This window comes from Mesorhizobium sp. RCAM 06353 (assembly GCF_059683585.1).
This window is the reverse complement of the sequence record NZ_CM185031.1, coordinates 3,036,453-3,059,459: the sequence shown is the minus strand read 5'-3', so window position 1 is coordinate 3,059,459 and position 23,007 is coordinate 3,036,453. Positions and strand designations below refer to the sequence as shown.

Below are 23,007 nucleotides of genomic sequence, written 5' to 3'. Positions count from 1 at the left end.
GCCCTTGAAGGACTGCAAATGGCGCAGGGAATACGCCGGCGCCGAGACGGAGGTTAGGTCATTGCCGCCCGTAGACTATGGAGACGCCCATCGAAGGAACGAGGCTGAGTTTGAAGAGCCGACCTTAGGGCGGTTCCGACGAGGTCGGTCGTCAGCAACGTATCCGAGAGGCGTTTCACGTAGTCGTCATGGCGCGCTCCATGGAGAAGGTTGGATTTCGGCTCCTTTCCCTCTACCACCATTCCCCCCACTCCTTTGGCGCCGTGGGGGAAGGCACACTCGCCCAAGAGTGCCGTTAACCGCCCAGCGATTTCGACTTCGACGCCGCCGATCCTCGATGGATCTCGAGACACCGTGACGGTTTCGACCAGGTCACGCATTGCCTCTGCACATTCGGAATCGCCAGAAGCAATGCCCTTCGCAAGCCCGGACTGAAGTTGGTTCAGTTGTTCCTCGTAGCGGGCAAGCACCGCAGGGTGCAGCGCGATAACTCCGGTCGCAGCGGGCACCTGAGCCAACTCTGCCAAGATGCACATGCGCTCTTCGTTCAGCGTCGTCGATTGCGGACCAAGTACAGCTGGGTCGGCGTGGCCTTTGGCAATGGCGTTGACCAGCCGCTCGATCTCCCGAGTTAGTTCTTCAAGCCGCCGCTCCAAACGGGTGCGCCTGACATCGGTGTCGGCTGCCAAGCGCTTCCGTTCTTCGTGGTAGGTCTGGACGTACTGGGCAATCACCTCGGGGTGGCGCAACTCGGCGGAAAGGCCGTTCAGAACTGCAGCTTCGACCGTATCCAAATAAAATGTCTTGGGATCGGCGCATGTCCCGCTTTCAGTCGCGGCGGAACAGCGAATGCGAATGCGCTTGGACTTGTCCACGCCTTTTGACGACATTCCCGCACCGCAGGCACCACACCTCAGGAGCCCCGTCAACATGTGCCGTGGTCGGCGCTGGTGGCTCGGATGAGTGGTTGCACGCGCCTTCTTGCGTGCTTGTGCTGCGTCGAACAGGTCGGGCGGAACAATAGCGAGGTCGGGCACTGCGATTACTCGGCATTCACCCTTGGGATTTGGGCGCGAGACACGTTTCCCCGTGTCAGGATCCTTGATCATTCTGACCCTGTTCCACATCAAGCGGCCAGCATAAAGCTCATTGTGAAGCAGCCCCGTCCCTCTCCGCACATTTCCATTGATAGTAGATGCATTCCAGGCTCGCCCACGGGGCGGCGGTATGCGGTCGCTATTAAGTTTGTGGGCGATGTCGCGCGGGGTCTGTCCATCGACATACTCCCTGAAGATACGACGCACGATCTCTGCTTCGCCCTCGGCGATCAGCCGCTTTCCAGGGTCGCCGAGCACGTAAGAGTAGCCATAGGTTAATCCACCGGCATGGAGTCCTTTGTTCACTCGGCCGGCCTGGCCCGACGGACCTTATGAGCGATGTCCTCCCGGTAGAGTTGGCCAACAAGACCGCGTAGGCCGACCAAGACCGTGTTCACTACGCCTTCGTGAACGGCACGAATCTCGATGCCGAGAAATGAAAGGCGTTTGTGAATGCCAGCAAGGTCTTCCATGTCGCGCGAGAGCCGATCAAGTGCCTCTACGACAAGCACGTCGAATTCGTGCTCACGCGCTTTGTCCATGAGGTGAAGTAGACCGTCACGGCCCAGGACGGAGCCACCGGAGCGTGCTCTATCGTCAAACGTTGCGACAACGTTCAACCCCTCACGCTCTGCATATGCGCGGCATAAAGCGAGCTGATCGTCTATCGATCGCTCATTCTGGAGGTCGGTTGAGAAGCGTGCGTAGATCGCGGTCCGATTCATGGTGAGTTTTCTCGGCCTGTTCTCGCGCATGGTCTTCGCGGGCCGCTTGGCGAGCGAGCGCGCTTGCAAGGCGCAGAATCGCCCGGTCGGGCCCCTTGCGCAAGACCCGCTTGCTGGACTTCAGCACCATTGCAGGAACAGCTTGCGACAGGACAAAAATGGCGGGGAGCAAAATGCCCCGAAGGATCGCGATCGCTGCCGGCCAGCAAGTTTGCCAAGAAAACGTAGCTCCTCCATGTCTCGCAAGATGTGCTCATGCGCGAGACGAGGGAATTCGCCACAATGGGCGCTCGCAGAAAGGGATAGCAAGGCGTGCTATTCGGACAAACTTCGCCCTGATCCGATACTCCGGTACAAACCTGTCGTAACGAAAAACCCGCGTTAGCACTGAGTCGCGTTGGTTGAACAAACACGGTGGACCGAGGGACTTCTATCGTGAGCTGATGCCAACGACAGGCGCTCCCCCCAAGACCGGATCAGAGGCCTGCTTTTCCAAACGGACCAGACCGGTCGCTAACTCCTGATAAAGTCTACAGTCCGCCTGGACGACGGTTCGCTCAGGCCGTTCAAGCGGCAGGCTTCCGGCGATTTCCTTCAAGTCGGCAAGGACCGAAGCAATATGCGGCCAGGGAAAGTCTGTTGGATCGTCGATGTCACGATCCGCGCCAGCGATGATTTCGAGCTTGGCGACGACACCAAGAAGCGACCGCGCCCGAATTTGCGGTAGCTTGTCCTGAAGCTTCAAAGCCACAGTGGAGGACTCGACCTCCGCTTGGCAGGCGATCGAGTAGGCGACCTGCTTGTCCATCGCATCCGAGCCTCTAGCGTCGAGGTAACGCCTCTCTAGACGCTGTTGAAGACGGCAAAGGACCTGAGAAACATGCTGCGCCCGCAACCAATCTCGAAGCAATAGAATCGGGGGGTCTGCATCCGGCAACCGGTTCGACGCCGTGTCCCTGCCAGTCGTGACGAAAGGCATAGTCGTGCTATGGTCGGAATCAGCCATGATCCGAGCTCCGCAAAGCGTGGGCGTGGTTAGACTGTTGGCAGCGGATGAACCACTTCCAACGGTCATTTCCTAAAACAAGCATATTTGCACTTTTTGTGCAACAGGGCATTTGAACAATGAAGGTAAGTGCGGCCCAAGTTCGCGCGGCTCGTGGGCTTCTCGACATTTCTCAACAGGAATTGTCGGATCTATCCAAGGTAAGTTTGAGGACTATCGTGCAGTTCGAACGTGGTTCGAAACCAGCATCTGAATCAATCCTGCAAGCGCTGAAGCTATCGCTCGAAGCAGCCGGAATAGAATTCATTCCAGAGAATGGCGGTGGCCCTGGTGTGCGCTTGTCACGCGGTACCGCGAACACTTAGAGGAAGGCGGTATCTAGAGGTGCCTTTAGGATTACCTGCTTTCAATCAATGTCAGCAATGCGCCTGAAGTCCGTCGTTCAGGCGGCTTGCTGAGTCACCCAGAAGCTGCCGTTCAACACGGCGAGCAGAATCGGTCAAGAGGGCGGAAAGCCGCCTCACGATAGTGCAGTATAGCGGATGCAGCATGGTTGAAAAAGCGGACGTTCACACATAGAGCGTGACCTGCCACGGGACTTTCATCCATTCACGTGAGCTCCGTTCCGGACGGTCCTGAAGCTTGAGCTAGGTTTGCTGCACCGCGTTAAAGCATGCCGACGGATTCCGTCAGGAATGACGCAATCATCGGCAGAAGGGCGAATCAGGTGCTGGAGTTTCTGGCGTCGGGGCCTAAGTGATCGGGTTTTCCGGGTCTTGCTCCATTTCCCAATCTGCAAGTAGATCGCGCAAGGTCGCCTCCGCGCCCTGCAGCCGTTGCCCCCGGCGTTGTGAGAGCATGAAGGTCAACGGACGGATGTGCCAGGCATGGCGCTGAATGGCGACAAGGGTGCCGGCCGCCAGATCGCCCGTGACCAGATCGCGCGGCATGTGGCCCCAGCCGAGGCCCGCGGTCAAAAAGTCATGCTTGGCGCTCAGGTCGTTGACATGCCACTTGCGCTCTCCGACCACGGCCACTTCGGTCTTGTCGGCGTTCGGGCGGTTGTCGGTGACGACAAGCTGCACATGCCGGCTGAATTCGTCGGTTGGAACTGGTGAGCGCGCTGCGGCCAGGGGGTGGGTCGGGGCGCAGACTGTGACCATCGACGTCTCTCCCAGCCAGTGCCGTTCGATGGCGTCAGGGTTCAACTCTGGCACGTCGGCGATGGAAATGGCCATGGAGCAGACGCCGTCGAGGACCAGCGCCTCGCCGCCCTGCATCGTCGTCATCCGCAGGCTGACTGCCACCATGGGCGAGAGGGTCTGCAAAGACTGAAGGCAGGCAATCAGATGCGGCCGGGGAAAATAGACGTCCGCCGCAATCGACAGCTGCGGTGCGCCGAACCGCGCGATGGCACTGGCGCGGGTCTTCATCTCTTCAGTGCGGGCGATGACCGATCGCGCGTCGGGCAGAAGGTTGCGCCCAGCAGCGCTGAGTTCGGCGCGGCGCGCATCCCGCTCGAAAAGCGCGACATCAAGCGCCTGCTCCAGCGCAGAGATGGCATGACTGACGGCGGACTGCGCCCGCATAAGTTTCTTGGCGGCACCCGAAAAGCTGCCTTCTTCGCAAACGGCCACGAAGGTGCGCAACTGGTTGATGGTGACGCTGTCCAGCAAATTCCCATCCAATCATTAGATGTATAGAAGCGAAATTACGTCAATTTACTGATGCAATCAAGAGCACTAAATATCGGTCATCAGTTGGCGATGGCGACCTTCCCAAGATTGCAGCCGCCCTGAGCCGGACAGAACAAACCTTCGATCAAGCCTCTCGTCAGGCCGTGCCCTCGTGTCGGTGCCGGTCATCAGGAAAGAATTGACCATGCCTCACAGACCGAAAACCGGGTCGGGAAGCTGGATTGCGCGGATTGCCAACCGGCTCCGCCCGACCGCAGGCGGCCCCGTTTCCCAGACTCCCCTCCCCCTTTCAAAAAGGACTACCCTCATGCCCACCCTTCTCGTCATCGAAGTCAGCCCGCGTTTTGATTATTCAACCTCGCGCAAGCTGACCGAACGCTTCGTTGCGGCCTGGATGGCTGCCAATCCGCAAGGCAGGGTCATCACCCGTGACCTGGCCAAGGCGCCGGTTCCGCTGGTGGATTTCGCCTGGATCGGCGGGGCCTTCATGCCGGCCGACACGCACACAGCCGAAATGACGGCGGCCATCAGGGTGTCCGATGATCTGGTCGCGGAACTGAAGTCCGCCGACCACCTGCTGATCGCGACGCCGATGTTCAACTTCTCGATCCCGGCAGCGCTCAAGGCCTGGATCGACCAGATCGTGCGGGTCGGGGTGACGGTGGGCACCGACAACAAGGGCCTTCTGACCAGCAAGCGCGCCGACATCATCCTGGCCACCGGCGGTGATTTCACGCCAGGCTCGCGGGTCGCGGGCTACAACCTTGCCAGCGGGTATCTGACCCAGGTGCTGGGGTGGATCGGGATCACGGACGTCAACATCACGCTGGCCGGCCGGAGCGTCGCGGGCGGCGTCGGCGAAACCGCGATCGAGGCCCTTGGCGCCACGGTCGAAGCCGCCGCCGTCCGAGCGACGGCCAGTGCCGCAGCGATGTGACACCGGGGATCGCCGCCATGATCTTTCAACCGCAAGTCGCCCAACGCGGCGTTGCCCGGATTGACGATCCAGTGACCACAGCGGGCTTCGTTTCCGGCCATCGGGTTCGGCGGTTGATCGGCAGCGACAATCCCGCCTTCAACGATCCCTTTCTGCTGATGGGCGAGGACTGGATGCCGCATGGTGCCTATTCCGTTCATCCGCACCGCGGCATCGAAACCCTGACCTACGTCATCGAGGGGGTGGTCGATCATCACGACTCGGCCGGTCATCTCGGCTGGTTAGGGTCCGGTGATGCACAGTGGATGACAGCGGGGCGCGGCGTTCTGCACGAGGAAAGCGCGCCTCCGGGCACGATTGCCCACACGCTGCAACTCTGGATCAACCTGCCCGCCGCCGCCAAGATGACCGAACCACGGTATCAGCATCTGCGTGCGGTGGACCGGCCTCTGTGGGAGCGGGGCGGCACCCGTATCTCCGTCTTCTCGGGGCAAAGTCATGGGATTTCGGCCCCTACGCTGAACCATGTCCCGGTGACCATGCTCAAGGTCGATCTGGGTCCGCGCGACGCTACGTCGATCGACCTTGCCGGAGAAGACAACGCCTTCCTTTTCCTCCTGGAAGGCAGCGTCCTTGTCGGACCGGGTGAAAGCCGCGTCAGTGCCGGGCAAATCGCTTGGCTTACGCGCCCGAACCAGCCGGAGCCGACAGAATTGACACTGCGCACGGACGATACGTCCGTGAGCCTTCTCGTCTTTGCGGGAAAACCCATGCACGAGCCTGTCGTCTTCGGCGGCCCTTTCGTGATGAACACCGCCGAAGAAATACGTCAGGCCCGCCGGGACTTTGCGCGCGGGACCTTCGCCTCCAACAGCCAAGCCACAGCAGTGGCGCAACCAAAAGGAAAATGACCATGACCTACAGCATCATCGGCACCGGCAACGTCGGTCTGACCCTCGCCGGGATATTCTCGCGCGCCGGCATCGACGTCGCTATTGCCAACACCCGCGGCCCGGCCACGATCGAGCCCCTGATCGCATCGCTTGGCCAGAGTGTGACGGCAGCCACGCTGGACGCGGCTCTCGAGGCCCACGTGATCTTCTTTGCCGTCCCTTTCCTCAACTTCAAGGATGTTGCCGCCACGCGGTCGGACTGGACCGGCAAGATCGTTATCGACGTCACCAACGCTGCCTTTCTGCCGCTCGACGTGCAGGAGCGCGAACTTCAGGGCCGCTTGTCGTCCGAGGTCAATGCAGATCGGGTCCCCGGCGCGAATCTCGTCAAGGCGTTCAACCAGTTGCCGATGAAGGGACTTGTAGCCCCGGTCGCCATTCCGGATGGCCGCCGCGTCGTGTTCGTGTCGAGCGACGACGAGGCCTCCAGCGCTTTGGTCGCCAAACTGGTCTCCGACCTTGGCTATGCACCGATCGAATTGGGCAAGATCGCGGAAGGCGGGCGCCTGATCCAAGCCAGAAATGCCCTGATTTTCCAGAACCTGATCAAGGTCGGCTGAAAGCGTGTGAGGTTGGTTGAGATAGAAGAAATCCGTCGGACCGCCAGTCCATCTGGCGATCCGACAATGAACCATAGCATGTGATATTTGGACGAAGCCAAAGCTGGCAACGGCCGAGGTCTTGGCACCGGTCTTTTTTCGATGTTTCGGGCCAGTAGTCGGCAAAGGACCTTCGGTCCTGTTTGATGCTCCGGTAGGTGTGATCGCGCCCGCTTGGAGCCTGACGGCTTGCACGGTTGAGCGACACGTCAGCATCGGCGGCATTGTCCAACTGAAAATGCTGCGGCCGGCGAGAATGGCTGGTACGGAAAAGCCACAATGCGGCTTGCCACGGCCGCCGACGGTCGGCAATGGGCCGGAACCGTCGGTGGGCGCGGCATGGGGGAATGTCCGCTTTGGCCGGTCGGAATCCGAGACCTTCCATTCTGCAAACGGCCCCGTTGCCGCCATGAACAAGTCTAGGCAGCACATATCTCGTCTAGTCGAATTTTGCCTGGTACCGCTCCTGCGGTGCCCGCCAGCTTTCGATGAAATCCAGCGGATCGACGCTTTCCATCATTGCTCTCGCGAGAGCCAGACGCTCCTCCAGGCGCTTGCGGCGATCTTCATCATCCGTAGTGTTCAACCGCTTTTCGGCGTCCACGAAAAAGCGCTCTATTGTCATCGCCTTGCCCCACCGTTCAATAATTTCCGCAAGCTGCTGCCGGCTATCGGCTAGTGCCTGAGCCACCTTGCGGGCGTCCTCCTGCTTTAGATAGCGCTCCCACTCCTCCTCTCTTTCTTTCTTCCTCTTCGCCGCCGCCACATCCTCGGCGTCCATAAGGCGCTGAAGCGTGCCCCTGGCCTCTTTCAATGTTTCCACGATTTTTGGGATCAGAGCACCAAGCGGCTCCTCCCCGGTCTCTTGCCAGCTGACAGACCAGTCGACGCCCTTTTTCGGCGAGTAGGCAATGACCCGGAAGCGCCCGCAGGGCACGTCCTGCTCTCTTGTCCAGGAATGCGTTAACTGCCAAGGCTTGGCGGATCGGATGAGCCTGCTGTCCTCCCGATGGTATTCGCCGTCGAAGTATCGCACCATCACTCTTTCGGTCATTTCGGTGATGGCGAGCCCGATCGGAACCGTGTCGACATAGAGGACGGTAGGTCGATCCGGAGCCCAGATGCTCCCGGGGTGATATTGCCCGTATTTGCGATCCTTGCGCTCCAACTCCTGTTCCTTGATGGAGATACGATCAAGGTCGCCGCCAGCCGGCGCGATTTGAACGCGGTATTCCTGTTCGTCCAGCGCGAGATAGAGATCGTTGGCGATCGAGAGTGCGCGAAGCAACTGGGTCTCTGAGGAAATCAGATCCGGCAGGATTCTCTTGTAGGGCCTGAGGAACTCGCCCTGTTTAACGTCGCGTGTTTTTCGCATGTGCTCTTCAACGCCGAAGAGCAGCCGATGGCGCGCTGGGCGATGGGCTTTCACGGCAGGTCTGGTCTTGCGAACAGGGCCTTCCTTTACGGTTCTCTTTCGTCGTGGCTTTGGGGTCGACGACGTTAGGTCGATCAGTTCGTCCGATGACTCCGGCAGTGGCGGCAAGTCTACCGGCAGCCCGAGCAATTTACGCGTCCAATATCCCGACCCAGGATAGGGAACGTGATATCGCTTACATATGGCTGCCAGCGCCGAGCCGGAAAGTCCTAGCTCTGGAGCAACTTTGCTGAGAGGCCTCTCGCAGACCCTGTTGTAAAGCTCAAGGCGTGTCAGTTGCACGGCGAATAAGTCTCAACTCGATCGGCCGACATCGCACCGCCAGCACCGGCTGGTGATGCACATCGCTCGTCATCCGCCTATCAGCGGTTTGGATAACTTTTAAGACAGCGTGGCGCCGGCTTATCCATTCTTGATAGCCGGTCCAACGTTCGGAACTTGGGCGATCGAGGTCGCAGACTGCCCGTCAAAGATGCCATGTCGGCAAGGGGGCAGGCTGCCCTCATGACAACGCGGCAGCCATCCAGGGCCTAACCTCGCGGCGGTGCGGAACCACTTCCAAATATCCGTGGACAATCGCAATCGCCGATCGAGAAGCACATTGTAAATTGTTGAGCTAAAACAATTGTTTCGGATCGAAGCGCACATTGCGGCAAAACCTCACAATGTGCCGAGGACGCTAGAAATCCGAGCAAAAACAACCAACCGAAAGTCGCACAATGTGCGGCCTTTTATCCTGCCGTCCTAATCGGTTGTGCTCTGCGAGACTTGGCATCCATCGTCGTCTCTCCTCAATGCCGCGATAATATACGAATCTGTTCTCTAGGCTACGATCCCGCGTTTTGGCGTCGAGTTCCGATGCGACGAGCAGTCCTCCGCGCTCTGCGACGGGATGTTTGGGCTGCAGCGTTGCAGCGCTCGAGCCGTCGCGGCGCATTTTTCCATCGCACTGACGGAGCAGCGTCACAGGCAATCGAGCGCGGTCCGGCCGTCTTCCGATCGGCGCGGCCGCAGGCAATGTATGGCCCGCCCCGTCTGCAAGCAGAATGTTTTGGATGGAACAACCGGTCTGCACCAATGTATCCGGCCTCGGCGCTCTGCGCGCCCTGCCAAGATGGAGATTCGCGCGCCCGGCTCCTAACAAGATACACGACCTCGAAAGGGCCGCTGCCTGCCGACAGGTTTGCCGAACGCCGATCAACCGTTGGGCCATCTCTATGTACATCCTCCCGCAGACTTCATGCGGCCGAGCAGATGCCGGGACGGACCGGCTCGACCAAACTCGTCACCCCTTGGAGGCCATCACGGCTTCGTAGGGGCGCTGGTTCGACATCACGGCCCAGGCGATCCGGGCCAGTTTATTGGCAAGCGCAACGACCACCACGTTGTGCTTGGCGCGCTTGAGCAGTGCCTGCAGCCAAGCGCCGAGCTGGGTGTCCATTCGCGCCAGATATGGCAGTGCCGCTCGCGCGCCATGGATCAAAAGCACGCGCATGTAGGTGCTCCCGCGCTTGCTGATCCCCGTCAGGCGCGGCTTGCCGCCGGTCGTGATCTGACGTGGAACAAGCCCCAGCCAAGCAGCGAAGTCACGCCCCTTCGCAAACGCCGACACGTCGCCGACCGCTGCTGCCAGCGCCGTAGCGTTGAGCGCGCCAATGCCCGGAACACTGCGCAACAGACGAGCCCGTTGATCGCTCTTCGCGAGCGCTTCGAACTCCTGATCGAGTTGCTTGATCCGATGATCGAGCGCGTGCAATTCGTCGACCATGTCATCAACGAGTTGCCGCATCCTGGCGGTTAGGAGTGTGTTGTCCGGCAGGTTCTCGCGCAGCCACAGGTTCAGCTTTGGGCGCCCCTTGGGGATGACGATGCCGCGATCGAAAAGCACGCCGCGCAGTTGATTGATCAGCGCCGTTCGGGTGCCGACCAGCCGCTCGCGGGCACGGTGCAAAGTCTGCACATCGAGTTGCGCTTCAGACTTGATCGGCACGAAGCGCATTGTCGGCCGTGTAGCCGATTCGGCGATTGCCTCCGCATCGCGATCATCGTTCTTGTGCGATTTCACGTACGGCTTCACATACTCGGGCGGCATCAGCCGAACCTCATGTCCGCCCATGACGAACTGACGCGCGAGGTGATGAGCACCGCAGCACGCCTCCATGCCAATGATGCAGTGCGATTGCGTTTCGACGAATGCAGCAAGGGACGCACGGCGTATCCGACGACGCAGCACAACCGCTCCTTCACGGTCGAGGCCGACCAGGCTGCAGAGCGTCTTTCCAAGATCGATTCCGAGTACGACGATGTTCATTTTCCTTCCTCCTTCTGACACGGACTAGCAGTTTGGCTGGGACTGGAGGGCGAGCCATCCCATAAGATAACGTGCGTTCCGTCGTTCCTGGTCTGCATCATTCCTCATCCGCTGGAGCGGATCTCTTGTGTCAGATGGCGCCTGTCAGCGTGCCGGCGCCATGCGTTTCAACTGCCGGTCTTCTGCTCATCGATGCGCTCCGAGCAGCTTGCGGGCCTTGTCATGGGCACGCCGGCCGGCATCCGCCTGGCTTGCCGCCGGATCGCCGACATAGAACGTGGCGTCGCTCCACATCGCGTGCATGATCACTGCCAGCTTGCGCGCCACAGCCACGCAGGCCTTGCGGTGGCAGGAGCGCTTGGCGATCGCCTGGCCTCATCTCTTGACCTTGTCGGAGCCCTTGAAGCGCGTCATCAACCCCGACGCCACCTCGTAAAGCGAGCGTCGTACATCAGCATCGCCGGCTTTCGATATGCGACCTTGAACGTCGATCGAGGTGCCCGACTGCCAGCGCCGCGAGGTCAGCCCGAAGACGAGATTTGGCACTGCTAGCGGCATCGGACCGATGCGTAGAATGCGACCGACGTTGTGCGCGAGTGTGGGTACCGCCGTCGGCCCGCTCTCGGGCCTGCCTGACCTTCGCCCGTAAATTGCGGCAATCCATACATCGGCTCCACAAATTGAAGCGCGATCCGCCACATTTCGTGCAAGTTCGGGACACTGCCTCCACTGCGCTCTCCTACCGTTTCCGCCACCCACCGGGGGGTAGCGCGATTCCACACCTGTCGAGGTCGAGGTCTCAGATTTTTGGACGTTCTTGAAACCAGATACGCCCGACTTGCTACGGCAGTCCGCCCAAGCGTCAACTTTTGGTAATGAAAGTTGCGCGATCGAACAGTTCGTCAAAAGTGACAATGTCTATATTCCGGGTATCACGACGAAACAGCTCGAAAGTGTCGCGCTTGATTGCCGCATCGCGGAGATTGTCTGATTGATCGAATTCGCCTCGGTTGCCAATAACGAGTATCGTTTTGGCATCCCTAGTTCTGGCTTCCAAACGCCGTCTGCCAGACTTGTCGAAGCCGCTGCTGGATTGCGCAGCGCTCAGCCACTCTGCCTTCTGCTCAAGGACCTGGGAGATAGCGTCCATAAAATCGACGCTGAACCGCCATGTTCCAGCACGCCCAGATTTACGGGCTTGAAATATTTGAGTGTCGGGACGCTTGATCTCCACCAAAACGGTGTAGTCGGTGAAGGTCAATAAGAAATCGACCGTTGGCTTCTCCCGGTTATCTGTTCCGGCTGTGCCGACGACCATCTCGCGATCAAAGGGCCTCATTATGCGGTAGTCGAGGCCATAGCCGAACACCCAACTCTGGCCCTCAAAGAAGTCCTGCCAATCACCTTCGCTCCACTTTCCAGCACCAAGTTGAGCCTCGAAAGTCTCCAAGGCCTGTCTGCGGCCTAAGAGCAAATTGACTTCTTCTACGGTTTAGCTCGGCATGGAGAGAGCGGAACAGCCTCTCGCGCTGGCCATCGTCAAGCTGTCGAATTCGGCTAAGCAAAGAGCGATCCGCCGCGTCAGTGATGATCTTTGGGCCTGACGTGACCGATATGTCCTCGACCTGAAACCGGTCTTCATTGGACAGGTCGATGAACTTAATCCCGTTTAGAAATTCGAGCAGGCGCTCAAACTCATCGGATCTAAAAGTGAATGCGTCTTTTTCGTAACCCTGAAACCAGCCGGCTGCGCGTGATTTGAACGTTTGCAGGGTCACACGACGAATAGTCGCTTCGTCTTGACTAATAAGCGCTGTCACCTGTGTCTTTCGTTGGTCTCCTGTCAGTCGCAGGCAAAGTGCACCCTCGACCTCACCTATCACGGCTCGTTCAGTGCCCTCGAAGACCCCGTGAACTAGTCGCCGCCTCTCAGGGTTGATCGTACCGTGTGTGAAGACTTTGCTGAAATAGGTCTTGCCCTCCTTCCGAAGCTCGAAGAACTTTGCGTCGTCATGGTCCATGGCCCGGCCCCTGCCCGTCTGGTGTCCAAGGAATTTCTGTTGCAGCATAGTATCATGTGCAACCTCTACAACATCACCACCAGCCAAGACGCCATCCGCGAATGGACCCGCGCCATGCGGGACATCATGGGTAACCTAGAGCCCTCCCTCGACGTCTACCCCAACATGCCCGGCGCAGTGGTCCGCAATGCCGCTGACGGTCAACGTGAGCTTGCCAAGCTTCTATGCTCGACGGGCGCAAGCCGTCGTCCGTAAACCGATATCTGAATGTTGTCCGCGCGGTCGTGAACCACGCAATTCGGGAATATGACCTAGCCGGCTCGGCTAACCCCTTCATGAACCTTGAGGCCGCCCCGAAGGACAAGGCCGAGCCCGACCGGGACAAGCGCCGCCCCTTCACGGCCGAGGAGTTGAAGGACACCACGGCCCGCATCCTGGTCCTCGCCAACCCTGCCCTCCAACGGATTTGGCAGATGCTGGAGGGTACAGGGTGCCGTCTGGCGGAGGTGGCGGGTTTGCGGGTGTCGGACGTTCACCTAGACCATGTGATCCCTCACATGACAGTCGAATGGCATGATGACAGGCGCATCAAGAACGCTGTTTCCCGACGTCGTGTCCCGTTGCTTGGCACTGCGCTGGATGCTGCCAAAGCGGCCGTGAAGGCTGCGGGCGGTTCGGCGATGCTGTTCCCTGCGTACGGGCGGCCGAATGGTGCATCCTCCGCTTCCGCTGCCCAAAGTCACTACGCACTCCCTTCGCCACCTTATGAAGGACCGCTTTCGGTTGGCTGGTGTCTCAAAGGCGGATCAAGACATCGTGCTTGGTCACTCGTCGGGGAGCGTCGGAGAGGACTATGGTCATGGACAAGACGCCATTCTGGAGGTAGCCCAGCGGGCGCTCAAAGCTGCCCTGGGGCTGACTGGCAAAAGCCAATAGGCCCTGTTCTACGTCCGATGGGCGCGGTTTAAGGGGCTTCGCGGGTCCGGCTGTTAGGAAGCACCGCTCGGACCCGAAGCACGCTCTGAAGGGCAGGTTCGCGTCGTCTTCGCGTTGAGTTCATTGCCGAGAATGGTGGTGACGCGGGTGTGGGGTTGAGGAAGCCATGAGACTGATCGCATTGATCCCGGCAGGTATGGTTCGGGGGGTGGACGCCCGTAGCTGCTATCACCGCTTGATAAAGCTCCCTGCCCACAAGTTGCGTTCGGCAATGCGGGCTTCTTGTTCCTCGGCAAGGTATCGAGTGTCGGCTACCGCCAATCCGTGTTTCACCAGGTCCCGTCCGACATCGATGCCTCCCACGAAGCAGACGCCGACGTCGTCGTCATAACGGTCCTTGCCTTCGATGATGCAGGATACATCACCCGAGGCAATAAGATGTTGAACGTGGTCACGCGCATACTTGCCGCAGGGCCAGATTTTGCCAGCGGCATCAAAACACGCCTGCGAAATTTCTGGAGCATCAAAACCGAGCAATTGCATTCGTTTCTTGTCATGCCACAGCGTGTCGCCGTCCTCAGCAAACCAATGCTCTGCTGCGGACACAGGGCCACAGGTGAGCACGAAGGCAAGGGTGAGGATCAACTTACACATGGCCGTGCTAAACGCACACCCCTACGGCAGTGGCACCGGTGTGTCGGCAAGCGTTCTAAGATAGGCGATCACGTTCAGCCGGTCGGCTTCGTCGGGCACGCCTCGGAAGTCCATGTTCACCCCGGGCGTGGTGAGCGTGGGACCGGCGAGGAAGACGTTGAGGTCCTCGTATGTCCAGGTCCCGTCTAAGGCCAGCAGGGTCTTGGAGTAGCGCTCGAAGCTCGTCGAGGCCTTGTCGCGTCCGACGACGTTCCACAGGTTCGGCCCTATGGTGGAATTATCTTTTGGCCGCACGACGTGGCAGGGGGCGCACGTGGTGGCAAAGAAGGCCGCGCCTTTGGTGGGGTCGCCCTTCGCGAGCCGGGCGGAAATCGGTTCCGGCTTCAGGATGACGACGCCGTGCGCCAGAAGGTAGGCGGCTATGTCCTGATGGTCGTCGTGCTTTGCGAGATGATAGGCCGTGATGATGCCCGGCCGTTGATTGGGATCGCCCTGGACCCAGATGGCGTTGACGTCAGCACCGGCCTCGACGAGCACCTTGACGCAGTCAAGGCAGCCATTGGCAACTGCGAGGGTCAGCATCGGTTCACCCCTCGTCCTGCCGTTGGCGTCGGCACCATGCGCCAGTAGCAGCCGGATCATGTCAGCGGCATCCTTCAGCACGGCAACGGTGATCGGCAGGCCGAGTGCCGCTTCCTTGTTGACATCGGCACCATGCTTGATCAGCAGCTCCGCTGCCTCGACGTGGCCGCTGCGCACCGCGAGGAAGAGCGGTGTTGCTCCCTTCTCCTGCTCCTCGATGTCGGCGCCAGCATCAAGCGCCGCCGTGATTGCCTTGAGATCGCCTGTCTTGGCCGCGTCGTGGAGCGCACCGCCGTTCGCTGTTGTGACGGCACATACCAAGATTAGGAAGCTTGCGAATAAACCCCGCATTTCGGCATCCCTCCGCCGATAAGGAGGAAGATACACCCAACAGGTGGGCACTTCCAGCATATATTAGTGAAGGCTAATGGTGTATGATGGCCTTGACGACATCAGTTGCCGTTGAGGCGGCCCCCAATCGATGCATGCGGTCGGGATAAGACAGGTGACGTGCCTTGCAGGCGTGATCGCCACGGCTGCGGGAATTGAGGGAAGCGCGGCATTGGCCCACGGCCCGGACCGAAATTGGGGCTATCCCCCAGCTTGCTGCCACGGCGATCCCGTCACTGGCGACTGCGGGAAGATACCCAGCTCCACTGTGACGCCCCGGCCAGATGGCTTCGTGGTTATCCTACGACCGGGCGACCATCAAAAAGTCACTCATCAGGACCACTACTTCGTGCCGTACGATGTCGTTATCCCCTCGGGGGATGGCAACTTCCACATCTGCCTACATCCCACGGAAGAAGACGAAAACTGCTTCTTCGCGCCACCCGATGCGATGTAGGCAGGCACCTCACAGGTGCTGCGCCGGTAGGGCTACTCATGCCTCCCAAAAGTCCTTCAGCGACGCGTGGCGAAGCTTTCTTCCCCGTTCAGCGGCAGCCTATCCACCCGTCTAGTGTAACGTCGACCGATAGCTTAGGCCTTGAAACGAAGCCGCATCATGCATCGACGCCGCCCTGTCGGCGGGGTTGCCTTTGAGGATGGCGAGAAAGAACGCTGTGGCCAGTGCTGTCGCCTCATGGAAGTTGGGCATCCATGAATTCATGAACAACGTGTGCCCGCCATGATCAAACACGGCCAACGCTTTATCTGGACTGCCGATGCCGTCATACGCCCACAAAGCGTTGAATTTAGGCGAGACAACGGTGTCGTCGGAAGCGAACATTATCAGCGTCGGCAGCTTGACCGCCGCAATGCCTTTGTCGCCAAACGCGTGCAGTTCGCCGCCCGGAGCTGCGGCAACGAGAGCCGAAACGCGCGTGTCCCAAATGGGCGGCATCAGCGCGGCAAACGGATCGGAAACGCCGTAATGCGTTGCGATGGCTTGCTCGTGGCCTACGAATTGGCAGGTTTCATAAGCTTTGGTATCTTCTTTGTTTGCAGCGCACCAGGCATCTAGCCCGAAAAATTCACGGCGGGTTGGCGGATGTGGCGCAAGCCGTTGAAATGACGTAGGATTTGGTTGCTAAGGCCGATCCGAATCATTTCCCGGAGACCACACCCGCCATGAATGATCTTACCCTGCCGCTGAGCGGTTTGTCATCAGTGGGCGGCAAGTCCGTCGTCGCCCGTTTCGACGGCGGCATGTTGTCCTCCAACTGTGGCGTTCTGGTGCTGGCCGAGGTGGAAAAACGACTGCGGGTGGCCGACCGTCTGGCGCGTTGCATCGATGATCCGCGCTGCCCGGACCAGGTGGTCCACAGCCTGGCGGACATGATCGGCTTTCGCATGAAGATGATCGCCGCCGGCTATGAGGATGGCAACGACGCCAACCGGCTGCGCTCCGATCCGGTCTTCAAGATGGCCCAGGATGCGCTGCCGTCGGGTCGGGATCTGGCCTCGCAATCGACGCTGTGCCGGCTGGAGAACCTGCCCGGCGTGCGGGAGCTGGTCGCCATGGGGCGGGCGATGGTCGACCTCTATTGCGCTTCCTTCCGGCAGGTGCCGAAGCGGATTGTGCTCGACATCGACGACACGTTTGACGCCGTACATGGCGGCCAGCAATTGCGCCTGTTCAACGCGCATTACGACGAATACGGCTTCCAGCCGATCGTAGTGTTCGACGGTGCGGGCCGGTTCGTCAGCGCGATCCTGCGACCGGCCAGGCGGCCGCGCGGGGCTGAGATCTGCCCCCACCTGCGCCGCCTCGTGCGGGCGATCCGGAGCAATTGGCCGAACACACGGATCCTGATCCGGGCCGACAGCCACTACTGCGGTCCGCAGGTCATCGACTGGTGCCGCGCCAACGGTGTAGACTTCATCCTCGGCGTAGCGCCGACCACGACGCTGCGCGAGCATGTCGCGGACCTGGAAGCCCGCACGACGGCGCGCTTTGAAGCGTCGGCGAAATCGAACAAGGTCCGCCGCTTCAAGGAGTTCTTTGACGGCGCCGCCAGTTGGAGCCGCGTCGAGCGCATCATCGCCCGCGTCGAGGTCGGCGCCAAAGGAGCCGACACCCGCTTCATCGTCACCAATCTGACCAGTGGCAAGGCCAAGGCGCTCTACGAGGACCTCTACTGCCGGCGCGGCGCAGCCGAGAACCACATCAAGTCCTGGAAGACGCATCTTGCCGCCGACCGCACATCCTGCACAAGAGCGACGGCCAACCAGTTCCGGCTCTTCCTGCATGCCGGCGCCTACTGGCTAATGTGGGGCCTGCGCGCTGCGATGCCGAAACGCTCGAGCTTTGCCGTCGCCCAATTCGACACGCTGCGATTGCGCCTCATCAAAATCGCCGCGCGGGTGGTCGAGATCAAAACGCAAATCCGCCTGCACCTGCCGACATCCTGCCCCGACCAGCGTATTCTGCGCATCGTCCTCGACCGCATCCCGCGGCTCGCGACATAACCGCAGGGGCGCAGACGCCCCGAAACGAACCCGCCGACCGCAACCTGCAAACCCCGCCTGCCATCACGACGGATCACCGCCGCCGCCCGCCCAGGCTTGTCAAAATGCACCCACATCGCGACCAAATCGTCGCTTCAGGCCGCCGAAAACTCATCGCTGTGCATCAAGGCGGCTAGCGCCTTTAGGTCGATTTGTGCGCCCGCCGCCTGGAACGCGGTAGTACCACCGGTCGACAATCCCCAGACGCCGATGCGAGAGGTGTCGATGACCCCGGCGAGCTTTCCACCCGCAGCGTTCAACCTATCAACATAGGCAATCACCCGCACCACATTGGCCGGGCGATTGTAGAGCAGCCAGACCGTCTGTCGATCTTCCCAGGAACCTCCGTCGTCCAAGGGCCCGGTATCATAATCGGCTGCAGCGACGACGAAACCATGGGATGCGAGGTGCCCGCCCACCGCGCCGAACATCATGCCGGTGCCTGAAAGCCCGTGGATAACGACCACCAGGGGATAGGGACCAGTTGTCGCCGCAGGCGCATCTGTCGCCACCTTCAGGATTGCGTCGGCGGGATCGGGTGCTGGGCCAATGGCAGGATACCAGACCATGGTTGCCATCGGATGCTTGCCGGACGTATCGGAAAACGTGAACTTCTGGAGACCAACCGCAAACGGTCCTGGCTTGGTATAGTCTTCAGCATTCAGAGGCGCAACAAACGCCGCGAACCACAATAGAAATCCAGTCAGAAGATGAGTGAAACGCCCCATAATTTCACCTCACATCGCGACGGTGACAGCCACCACACTTGACCCGCAACGATCACGGGCAAAAGAAAGGCTTACGTAGGATCACTCCACGAAACTCCCCTTTTATTCGATATTGTACAGCAGCAGGCGTTCCATTAGCTAGTGCTAAAGCGTCCAGACAGATTGGCCATCGCTAATATGATACGTAGGATTAGAGTTTGAGGGGGCTCAAATCCATGAGGCGGCTGCGATTGCCGCGAGGCACCAGTTCAATCCATCGGGATCCAACCGGCCAATGAAAGCCGTACATCCGGACGGGCGTCTTACCGGTCCCACAATGGAAGATAGATGGGTGGAGTGAAAGGTTGTCAGGGGTGAGAAGACATCTCTCCCTCACTCCCTTCCCCTATATCCAGCACCCTTAGTGGCTACGCTTCAGAGCCACCTTGATACGAGTTCCCGCCACCCGTTCTGCTTCCTCCGCCATGATCTCCGCGATGGCCTGCGTCTTGGTGATTGGCGACAAGACAGCATCGTGGATGGGGAGAACGGCGCAGTCATCCAGCAACGTCCTTTCCAACACACGGCATAGGATTTCGCTCTCGCTGTACATCAGATCATAGCCGATCCCACAGTTCAGGACCGGTGCCAGCAGCGGGTGCTTCCTCAACATGGCTTGCTTGAACCGGCCCACGGTCCACCCTGTAGGCAGCCCTTGCTCTATGTCCGGGTGCCACTTACGCATAGTCGTGGCCTTGAACAGGAAAGCGTTGAAGCCACTCTTCAGCGCACGTCTCTGCTCGTCGGTGAACTCTTCCGTTCCCGGAAGGTCGTATGGGCTCCCCTCGGGAGGGACAGCACCGACCTTGGCATAGGCGAGCCGGGGGAACATTTGGCCGTAGTCGAGTTCCCCAATCCACTGCCCTCCGATCCTAATGTGCCTCCGTTCAGTCTTCCTCATCTGCTGCCAGAAGCCTGCGAAGAGACGGCCGCTGTACGCGAGCTTCGGTGATCTTGCGCCTGGAGGCAGCGTGAAGCGTCTGACCAATCTTCGGTCGTGAGCGTCGGTGGGTTGGTCCCCACGTAAGCGACATCGGCAACCGCAAGCCGTTCGTTGAACTTACGATGCTGTGATGCAGCGCCTCGGCCGCCTTCATGAACTACTCCACCTCCCGCTCGACAACTTCTTGGGCTTGTTGCGTCGATCCATCGCGACCTGCTGTCGAGTTCGCCCCATCTAGGAGAACAATCCTACAGTGGACAACCCGACGCAAAGCCTCTTGGGCGCTAAAATAGGGTGCCTGACTATGGTACGGTAGCGCCCAGCGCCACAGGGAAATCAAGCTTGGCAGTCAAGAACGCGACAGACAAGAACCCCGCTAGGGCCGATCAGGAGCGTCAGGACAAACTTCATGACGACTACCTCAAGTACCGGGGGGAACTTGATCGCTTACGGATTGAACAACTTGGCTCGCTCGACAAAGCGGTATTAACCTTGAGCAGCAGCGGGATCGGGCTCTCCATAGTCCTTTTCACGACCTTCGTGAACCGGGACAATCCTGCGGGCGTCGTGCCCATGGTGCTGGCATGGCTTTTTTTGTGGTCGCTATCGTGTGCAATCTGGTTTCGTACTGGGTTGGGGCTAAGTCAATTGAGATTGATATGGACGAATTGGATGCTGAAAAGATAGGAGCGCCTGCCATCGGCCGAAATTGGGCGCGAACCTGGACCATCAAGTTAACCGGCGGTGCAGTTGTTGCGTTTATTGCTGGCGTCTTCTGCCTCTTGTTGTTCGCGTTCGAGAACGCACTAGCTGCATCGACGGTTGAGGCTATACCCAATGCTGCGACCAGAATTGGTCCGCCCGCTACAAACGACGCCACGAACAACCCGGATGCCTCCGGCGGGACAGCCATTCAACTTCCGCCAGCCGTTTCGGGCTCTTCGCCAATGCAAGATGGGATAACGGGAGCGAAGCCGCCCGTGACGCGGCCGAGTACCCTACCAGTTCTCAAACCAAGCGACCCCTCAAAGCCGAAAAGTGAAGCCGCGCCATGAAAAAGCCAGTTATCGCCACAGCCCGCCCGGCAAAGGTTATTATCCAGAACGGAGCAACCGGGTCAAAGCGGCCGGCATCCAGACCGACCAGCAGCGCGGGCTCCAAGAAATAGCGGCAACTCAATCCGATATCGGCGCGGATGACAGGCTCAAGGTCAACGCCGGAGCCGGCGGACTGATTTTGCGCGAGCGGAGGGGGCCATATGTGGACTTGGGTTAAGCGGGCCGTGCTTGCTGCATTCATTGGGTGTGTGTTCTACGGTGTTTATGACACCAACCGGGCCGGATATTTTACACGGCCTGACATGCCCGAGGGGGCCTTCTCACTTTCCTACAAGACCGGACTTCGCGCTATTTTGGTCGATGTTCCGGACGAGAAAACAACCAGACGCTATTTGGGATTTCCGCAGAAGGTTCCCTTCTACCTCGAAGATGCATGGTCATTCTGCCGTCCACCTATTGAAGACGAACAACAGCATGTCTCCGCCTTCATGAAAGACCGGAATTGGCCCGGAGAAAGATTTGAGGCGGTTTGCAAGATTGAAGTGGACGACAAGGTTGTTGTGCGTGGCTTAATCACCTCGGTCCCAAAGCTCTAACCGCCTCCCGCCAACGGTAGCTTCACGGCCGGCAACACAGACCCGCATTTGTTTATCGGACGACGGATACTACTTGCGCCTGTCTGACGCTCAACTATCTTGGCCTCGCGGTACACATTCGCACCGCAAGAGGTCCACAAGAGCGAAATGTGGTCAGCAGAGGGATACGGCGCAAACCGTTGGTATCGTTGAGATAATTGGGGTCTCCCCTCGGTTCGATTTGGCTCCTGTAGCCCGGCCCGGGGAGCCGTTGTTCCACGCTAGATACGAACGTCGTAGGCAGCCTAATGCACCCCAAATCTCGCCGCTGCTCCGACAAAGTGTCACAAAGCCAATTGCCGGTTTAAACTCGGATCTAGATCCGCTCCAACCAACCGTGAACGGCTTGCTGCTCCCCGCAGGGGGCCGTAAGCCAACGTATGAGCGCCTGGTAACGGTCGACAATAAAACAAGCACTTAGCTTTAAAGGCGCGTAGCCCTTCCTCGCTCGCAATACCGCGCAACTCGGCTGGAGGTTTGGTGCGTCGACGTCGGATTCGCCGTCATTGGCAGGTAGCCAATCGAGACCGTGAGCCTAGCCACCAAATTCCAGGCGATCTTCGGCGACGTTTACGCACTATGCTGAGCGTCGCTGATAGCAGAAGAGTGCTTCTTCGATAGTGGGTCTAGCGATGTAGCGCTCTCCCGCTACCATTCCAATAGCCAACTTTCGGCCTGCCGGCGGGATCACAACGTCCTCGCCGAGCAGCGCTGCGAGCCGGCCCTTCATCTCGATCTCGATCGGCGCGAACGGGGCCGCGGGATAGATCAAGATTCCGGGATCACCGACATCAAGGTCGATCAGAAGCTCGCCTCGATCAAGCGCGAATGGCGGGGCTGAATGACGAAAGTTTCCTGCATTTCGGCGAGCGCGTGGCGCGCGAGGTCACTTCGAGGTGATTGGGGTGCTTGGCTTATACCAAACTCGATGCCTGGAGTTGGACCGCGCGGCCTAAAAGACCTGCTAACAGAGTACGCGTAGTGATAGCGTTTCCTGACGAGGATGAACCTCGCAGCCTGACTGCGCTAAACACCTGGCAGCGTTTTCCCACTACCTCGGGCCACCAGAGTTTGAGGAAACGCAAACTCCAATAGCTTCGGATACGGTTGAAGGTGTTCCGTGTCTCTGTGGATGTACAAGTGAAGCGCCAAGAGGCCACATAAGGCGGCGGTGACGTTGCCCTGGCTCGCTTCATTGAAATTGGAGTCGCGGCCATGCTTTACGTTGTTATAGGACCGCCACCAACCAGGGCTGCTTGGCGGTGTGTTCCCCCAATCAAGCCAAGGCAAGACGCTCATTCGATACCGCGGAATGTCTATCTCTATTGTGTGCATTGCAGCAAAGCGAGTGCAGATCTCGGTCTGATAGTGCAGGATGTTGCTGGCGGTCGATGCGGCGTTGATGTCCTTGCAAAGGATTTTGGCCACAATGTCGATCTCGCTGCCGACGAGAAGCAGAAGCTTCGCGTATTCATTAGAGTAGGCTTGATGGTTTTCCTCGGCCAATTCGACATAGTCGAGCGTCCTCTCGAAGTCCCGCTCAAGCGAGAGGAAGTAGTGCCACTGCCCCAAATCCATCGGTGCCCCCCCAAAGCCTAGTAATGGCCATCTGTACCACTAACCTACAATGTGGCCGATCGCAGGACCTGGTACTTCTGGGAAGTTCGCGAACGCCACAGTGAGGTCGAGTGCGAGCGCC

General features: G+C 59.4%; 22 protein-coding genes and 2 pseudogenes. 9 read left to right on the top strand and 15 right to left on the bottom strand.

The window, feature by feature from the left end; genetic code table 11:
• Positions 1-53 precede the first annotated feature (53 nt).
• The 3 genes from AC56QX_RS14615 to AC56QX_RS14605 all read right to left on the bottom strand — a co-directional run bounded on the left by AC56QX_RS14615 (position 54) and on the right by AC56QX_RS14605 (position 2,630).
• Positions 54-1,403, bottom strand: coding sequence for a recombinase family protein (locus tag AC56QX_RS14615; RefSeq protein WP_497116868.1), 1,350 nt, complete (start codon positions 1,401-1,403; stop codon positions 54-56).
• On the bottom strand, positions 1,400-1,822 hold the full coding sequence (locus AC56QX_RS14610) for a recombinase family protein (RefSeq protein ID WP_497116867.1): 423 nt from the start codon (positions 1,820-1,822) through the stop codon (positions 1,400-1,402). The genes AC56QX_RS14615 and AC56QX_RS14610 overlap by 4 nt, the downstream gene beginning before the upstream one ends.
• A gap of 430 nt (positions 1,823-2,252) precedes the next feature.
• Complete coding sequence (locus AC56QX_RS14605; protein ID WP_497116865.1) at positions 2,253-2,630, bottom strand: hypothetical protein; 378 nt, start codon at positions 2,628-2,630, stop codon at positions 2,253-2,255.
• A 317-nt stretch (positions 2,631-2,947) separates the two neighbouring features.
• Between AC56QX_RS14605 and AC56QX_RS14600 the strand changes: the two genes are divergently transcribed.
• The gene (locus tag AC56QX_RS14600) at positions 2,948-3,193 is read left to right on the top strand and encodes a helix-turn-helix domain-containing protein (RefSeq protein WP_497116863.1); all 246 of its coding nucleotides are present in this window, start codon (positions 2,948-2,950) and stop codon (positions 3,191-3,193) included.
• Positions 3,194-3,580: 387 nt separating this feature from the next.
• On the opposite strand, the gene AC56QX_RS14595 is transcribed toward AC56QX_RS14600, so the two are convergent.
• Positions 3,581-4,504, bottom strand: coding sequence for a LysR family transcriptional regulator (locus tag AC56QX_RS14595; protein ID WP_497116861.1), 924 nt, complete (start codon positions 4,502-4,504; stop codon positions 3,581-3,583).
• A 328-nt stretch (positions 4,505-4,832) separates the two neighbouring features.
• On the opposite strand from AC56QX_RS14595, the gene AC56QX_RS14590 reads away from it, so the two are divergent.
• Genes AC56QX_RS14590 through AC56QX_RS14580 form a run of 3 tightly spaced genes read left to right on the top strand, consistent with a single transcriptional unit; the run spans position 4,833 to position 6,975 of the window.
• Positions 4,833-5,462 (top strand): FMN-dependent NADH-azoreductase, encoded by a 630-nt coding sequence (locus AC56QX_RS14590; RefSeq protein WP_497116859.1) that lies wholly within the window; start codon positions 4,833-4,835, stop codon positions 5,460-5,462.
• A 17-nt stretch (positions 5,463-5,479) separates the two neighbouring features.
• A complete protein-coding gene (locus AC56QX_RS14585; protein WP_497116857.1) occupies positions 5,480-6,373 on the top strand; it encodes a pirin family protein in 894 nt (297 codons plus the stop codon).
• A 2-nt stretch (positions 6,374-6,375) separates the two neighbouring features.
• The gene (locus AC56QX_RS14580) at positions 6,376-6,975 is read left to right on the top strand and encodes an NADPH-dependent F420 reductase (RefSeq protein WP_277704084.1); all 600 of its coding nucleotides are present in this window, start codon (positions 6,376-6,378) and stop codon (positions 6,973-6,975) included.
• A 478-nt stretch (positions 6,976-7,453) separates the two neighbouring features.
• On the opposite strand, the gene AC56QX_RS14575 is transcribed toward AC56QX_RS14580, so the two are convergent.
• The 5 genes and pseudogenes from AC56QX_RS14575 to AC56QX_RS14555 all read right to left on the bottom strand — a co-directional run bounded on the left by AC56QX_RS14575 (position 7,454) and on the right by AC56QX_RS14555 (position 12,781).
• Complete coding sequence (locus AC56QX_RS14575; RefSeq protein ID WP_497116855.1) at positions 7,454-8,578, bottom strand: hypothetical protein; 1,125 nt, start codon at positions 8,576-8,578, stop codon at positions 7,454-7,456.
• A 1,156-nt stretch (positions 8,579-9,734) separates the two neighbouring features.
• Positions 9,735-10,760, bottom strand: a complete 1,026-nt coding sequence (locus tag AC56QX_RS14570; protein WP_497116853.1) for an IS110 family RNA-guided transposase — start codon at positions 10,758-10,760, stop codon at positions 9,735-9,737.
• A gap of 186 nt (positions 10,761-10,946) precedes the next feature.
• Positions 10,947-11,291, bottom strand: a pseudogene (locus AC56QX_RS14565) (transposase); the annotation flags it as partial.
• Positions 11,292-11,622: 331 nt separating this feature from the next.
• Positions 11,623-12,210 (bottom strand): Shedu immune nuclease family protein, encoded by a 588-nt coding sequence (locus AC56QX_RS14560; protein ID WP_497116851.1) that lies wholly within the window; start codon positions 12,208-12,210, stop codon positions 11,623-11,625.
• Positions 12,161-12,781, bottom strand: a complete 621-nt coding sequence (locus AC56QX_RS14555; RefSeq protein WP_497116849.1) for a hypothetical protein — start codon at positions 12,779-12,781, stop codon at positions 12,161-12,163. Before AC56QX_RS14555 ends, AC56QX_RS14560 begins: the two co-directional genes overlap by 50 nt.
• A 54-nt stretch (positions 12,782-12,835) precedes the next feature.
• Here AC56QX_RS14555 and AC56QX_RS14550 point away from each other — a divergent pair.
• Positions 12,836-13,006, top strand: a pseudogene (locus tag AC56QX_RS14550) (SOS response-associated peptidase); the annotation flags it as partial.
• A 939-nt stretch (positions 13,007-13,945) separates the two neighbouring features.
• Here the strand turns inward: AC56QX_RS14550 and AC56QX_RS14545 are convergent.
• The 3 genes from AC56QX_RS14545 to AC56QX_RS14535 form a co-directional block, all read right to left on the bottom strand.
• Positions 13,946-14,362: a thermonuclease family protein gene (locus tag AC56QX_RS14545; RefSeq protein WP_497116847.1), complete on the bottom strand. Its 417-nt coding sequence runs from the start codon at positions 14,360-14,362 to the stop codon at positions 13,946-13,948.
• Between the two features lie 30 nt (positions 14,363-14,392).
• Positions 14,393-15,304: an ankyrin repeat domain-containing protein gene (locus AC56QX_RS14540; protein WP_497116845.1), complete on the bottom strand. Its 912-nt coding sequence runs from the start codon at positions 15,302-15,304 to the stop codon at positions 14,393-14,395.
• 607 nt (positions 15,305-15,911) lie between these two features.
• Positions 15,912-16,298 carry a hypothetical protein gene (locus tag AC56QX_RS14535; RefSeq protein WP_497116843.1) on the bottom strand — a complete coding sequence of 129 codons (387 nt, stop codon included), beginning with the start codon at positions 16,296-16,298 and terminating at the stop codon, positions 15,912-15,914.
• Positions 16,299-16,525: 227 nt separating this feature from the next.
• Here AC56QX_RS14535 and AC56QX_RS14530 point away from each other — a divergent pair, with 227 nt between their 5' ends.
• A complete protein-coding gene (locus AC56QX_RS14530; protein WP_497112851.1) occupies positions 16,526-17,866 on the top strand; it encodes an IS1380 family transposase in 1,341 nt (446 codons plus the stop codon).
• A gap of 134 nt (positions 17,867-18,000) precedes the next feature.
• On the opposite strand, the gene AC56QX_RS14525 is transcribed toward AC56QX_RS14530, so the two are convergent.
• Together AC56QX_RS14525 and AC56QX_RS14520 are read right to left on the bottom strand one after the other, a co-directional pair.
• Positions 18,001-18,633, bottom strand: a complete 633-nt coding sequence (locus tag AC56QX_RS14525) for an alpha/beta hydrolase family protein (RefSeq protein WP_497116842.1) — start codon at positions 18,631-18,633, stop codon at positions 18,001-18,003.
• 400 nt (positions 18,634-19,033) lie between these two features.
• Positions 19,034-19,660 (bottom strand): hypothetical protein, encoded by a 627-nt coding sequence (locus AC56QX_RS14520; protein ID WP_497116840.1) that lies wholly within the window; start codon positions 19,658-19,660, stop codon positions 19,034-19,036.
• Positions 19,661-19,957: 297 nt separating this feature from the next.
• Here AC56QX_RS14520 and AC56QX_RS14515 point away from each other — a divergent pair, with 297 nt between their 5' ends.
• The 3 genes from AC56QX_RS14515 (at position 19,958) to AC56QX_RS14505 (ending at position 21,269) form a co-directional block, all read left to right on the top strand.
• Positions 19,958-20,302 (top strand): hypothetical protein, encoded by a 345-nt coding sequence (locus AC56QX_RS14515; protein ID WP_497116838.1) that lies wholly within the window; start codon positions 19,958-19,960, stop codon positions 20,300-20,302.
• 351 nt (positions 20,303-20,653) lie between these two features.
• Positions 20,654-20,890, top strand: a complete 237-nt coding sequence (locus tag AC56QX_RS14510) for a hypothetical protein (protein ID WP_497116837.1) — start codon at positions 20,654-20,656, stop codon at positions 20,888-20,890.
• A complete protein-coding gene (locus AC56QX_RS14505; protein WP_497116835.1) occupies positions 20,874-21,269 on the top strand; it encodes a hypothetical protein in 396 nt (131 codons plus the stop codon). Before AC56QX_RS14510 ends, AC56QX_RS14505 begins: the two co-directional genes overlap by 17 nt.
• Before the next feature lie 1,065 nt (positions 21,270-22,334).
• Here the strand turns inward: AC56QX_RS14505 and AC56QX_RS14500 are convergent.
• Positions 22,335-22,886, bottom strand: coding sequence for a hypothetical protein (locus AC56QX_RS14500; RefSeq protein ID WP_497116833.1), 552 nt, complete (start codon positions 22,884-22,886; stop codon positions 22,335-22,337).
• Positions 22,887-23,007: the final 121 nt, after the last annotated feature.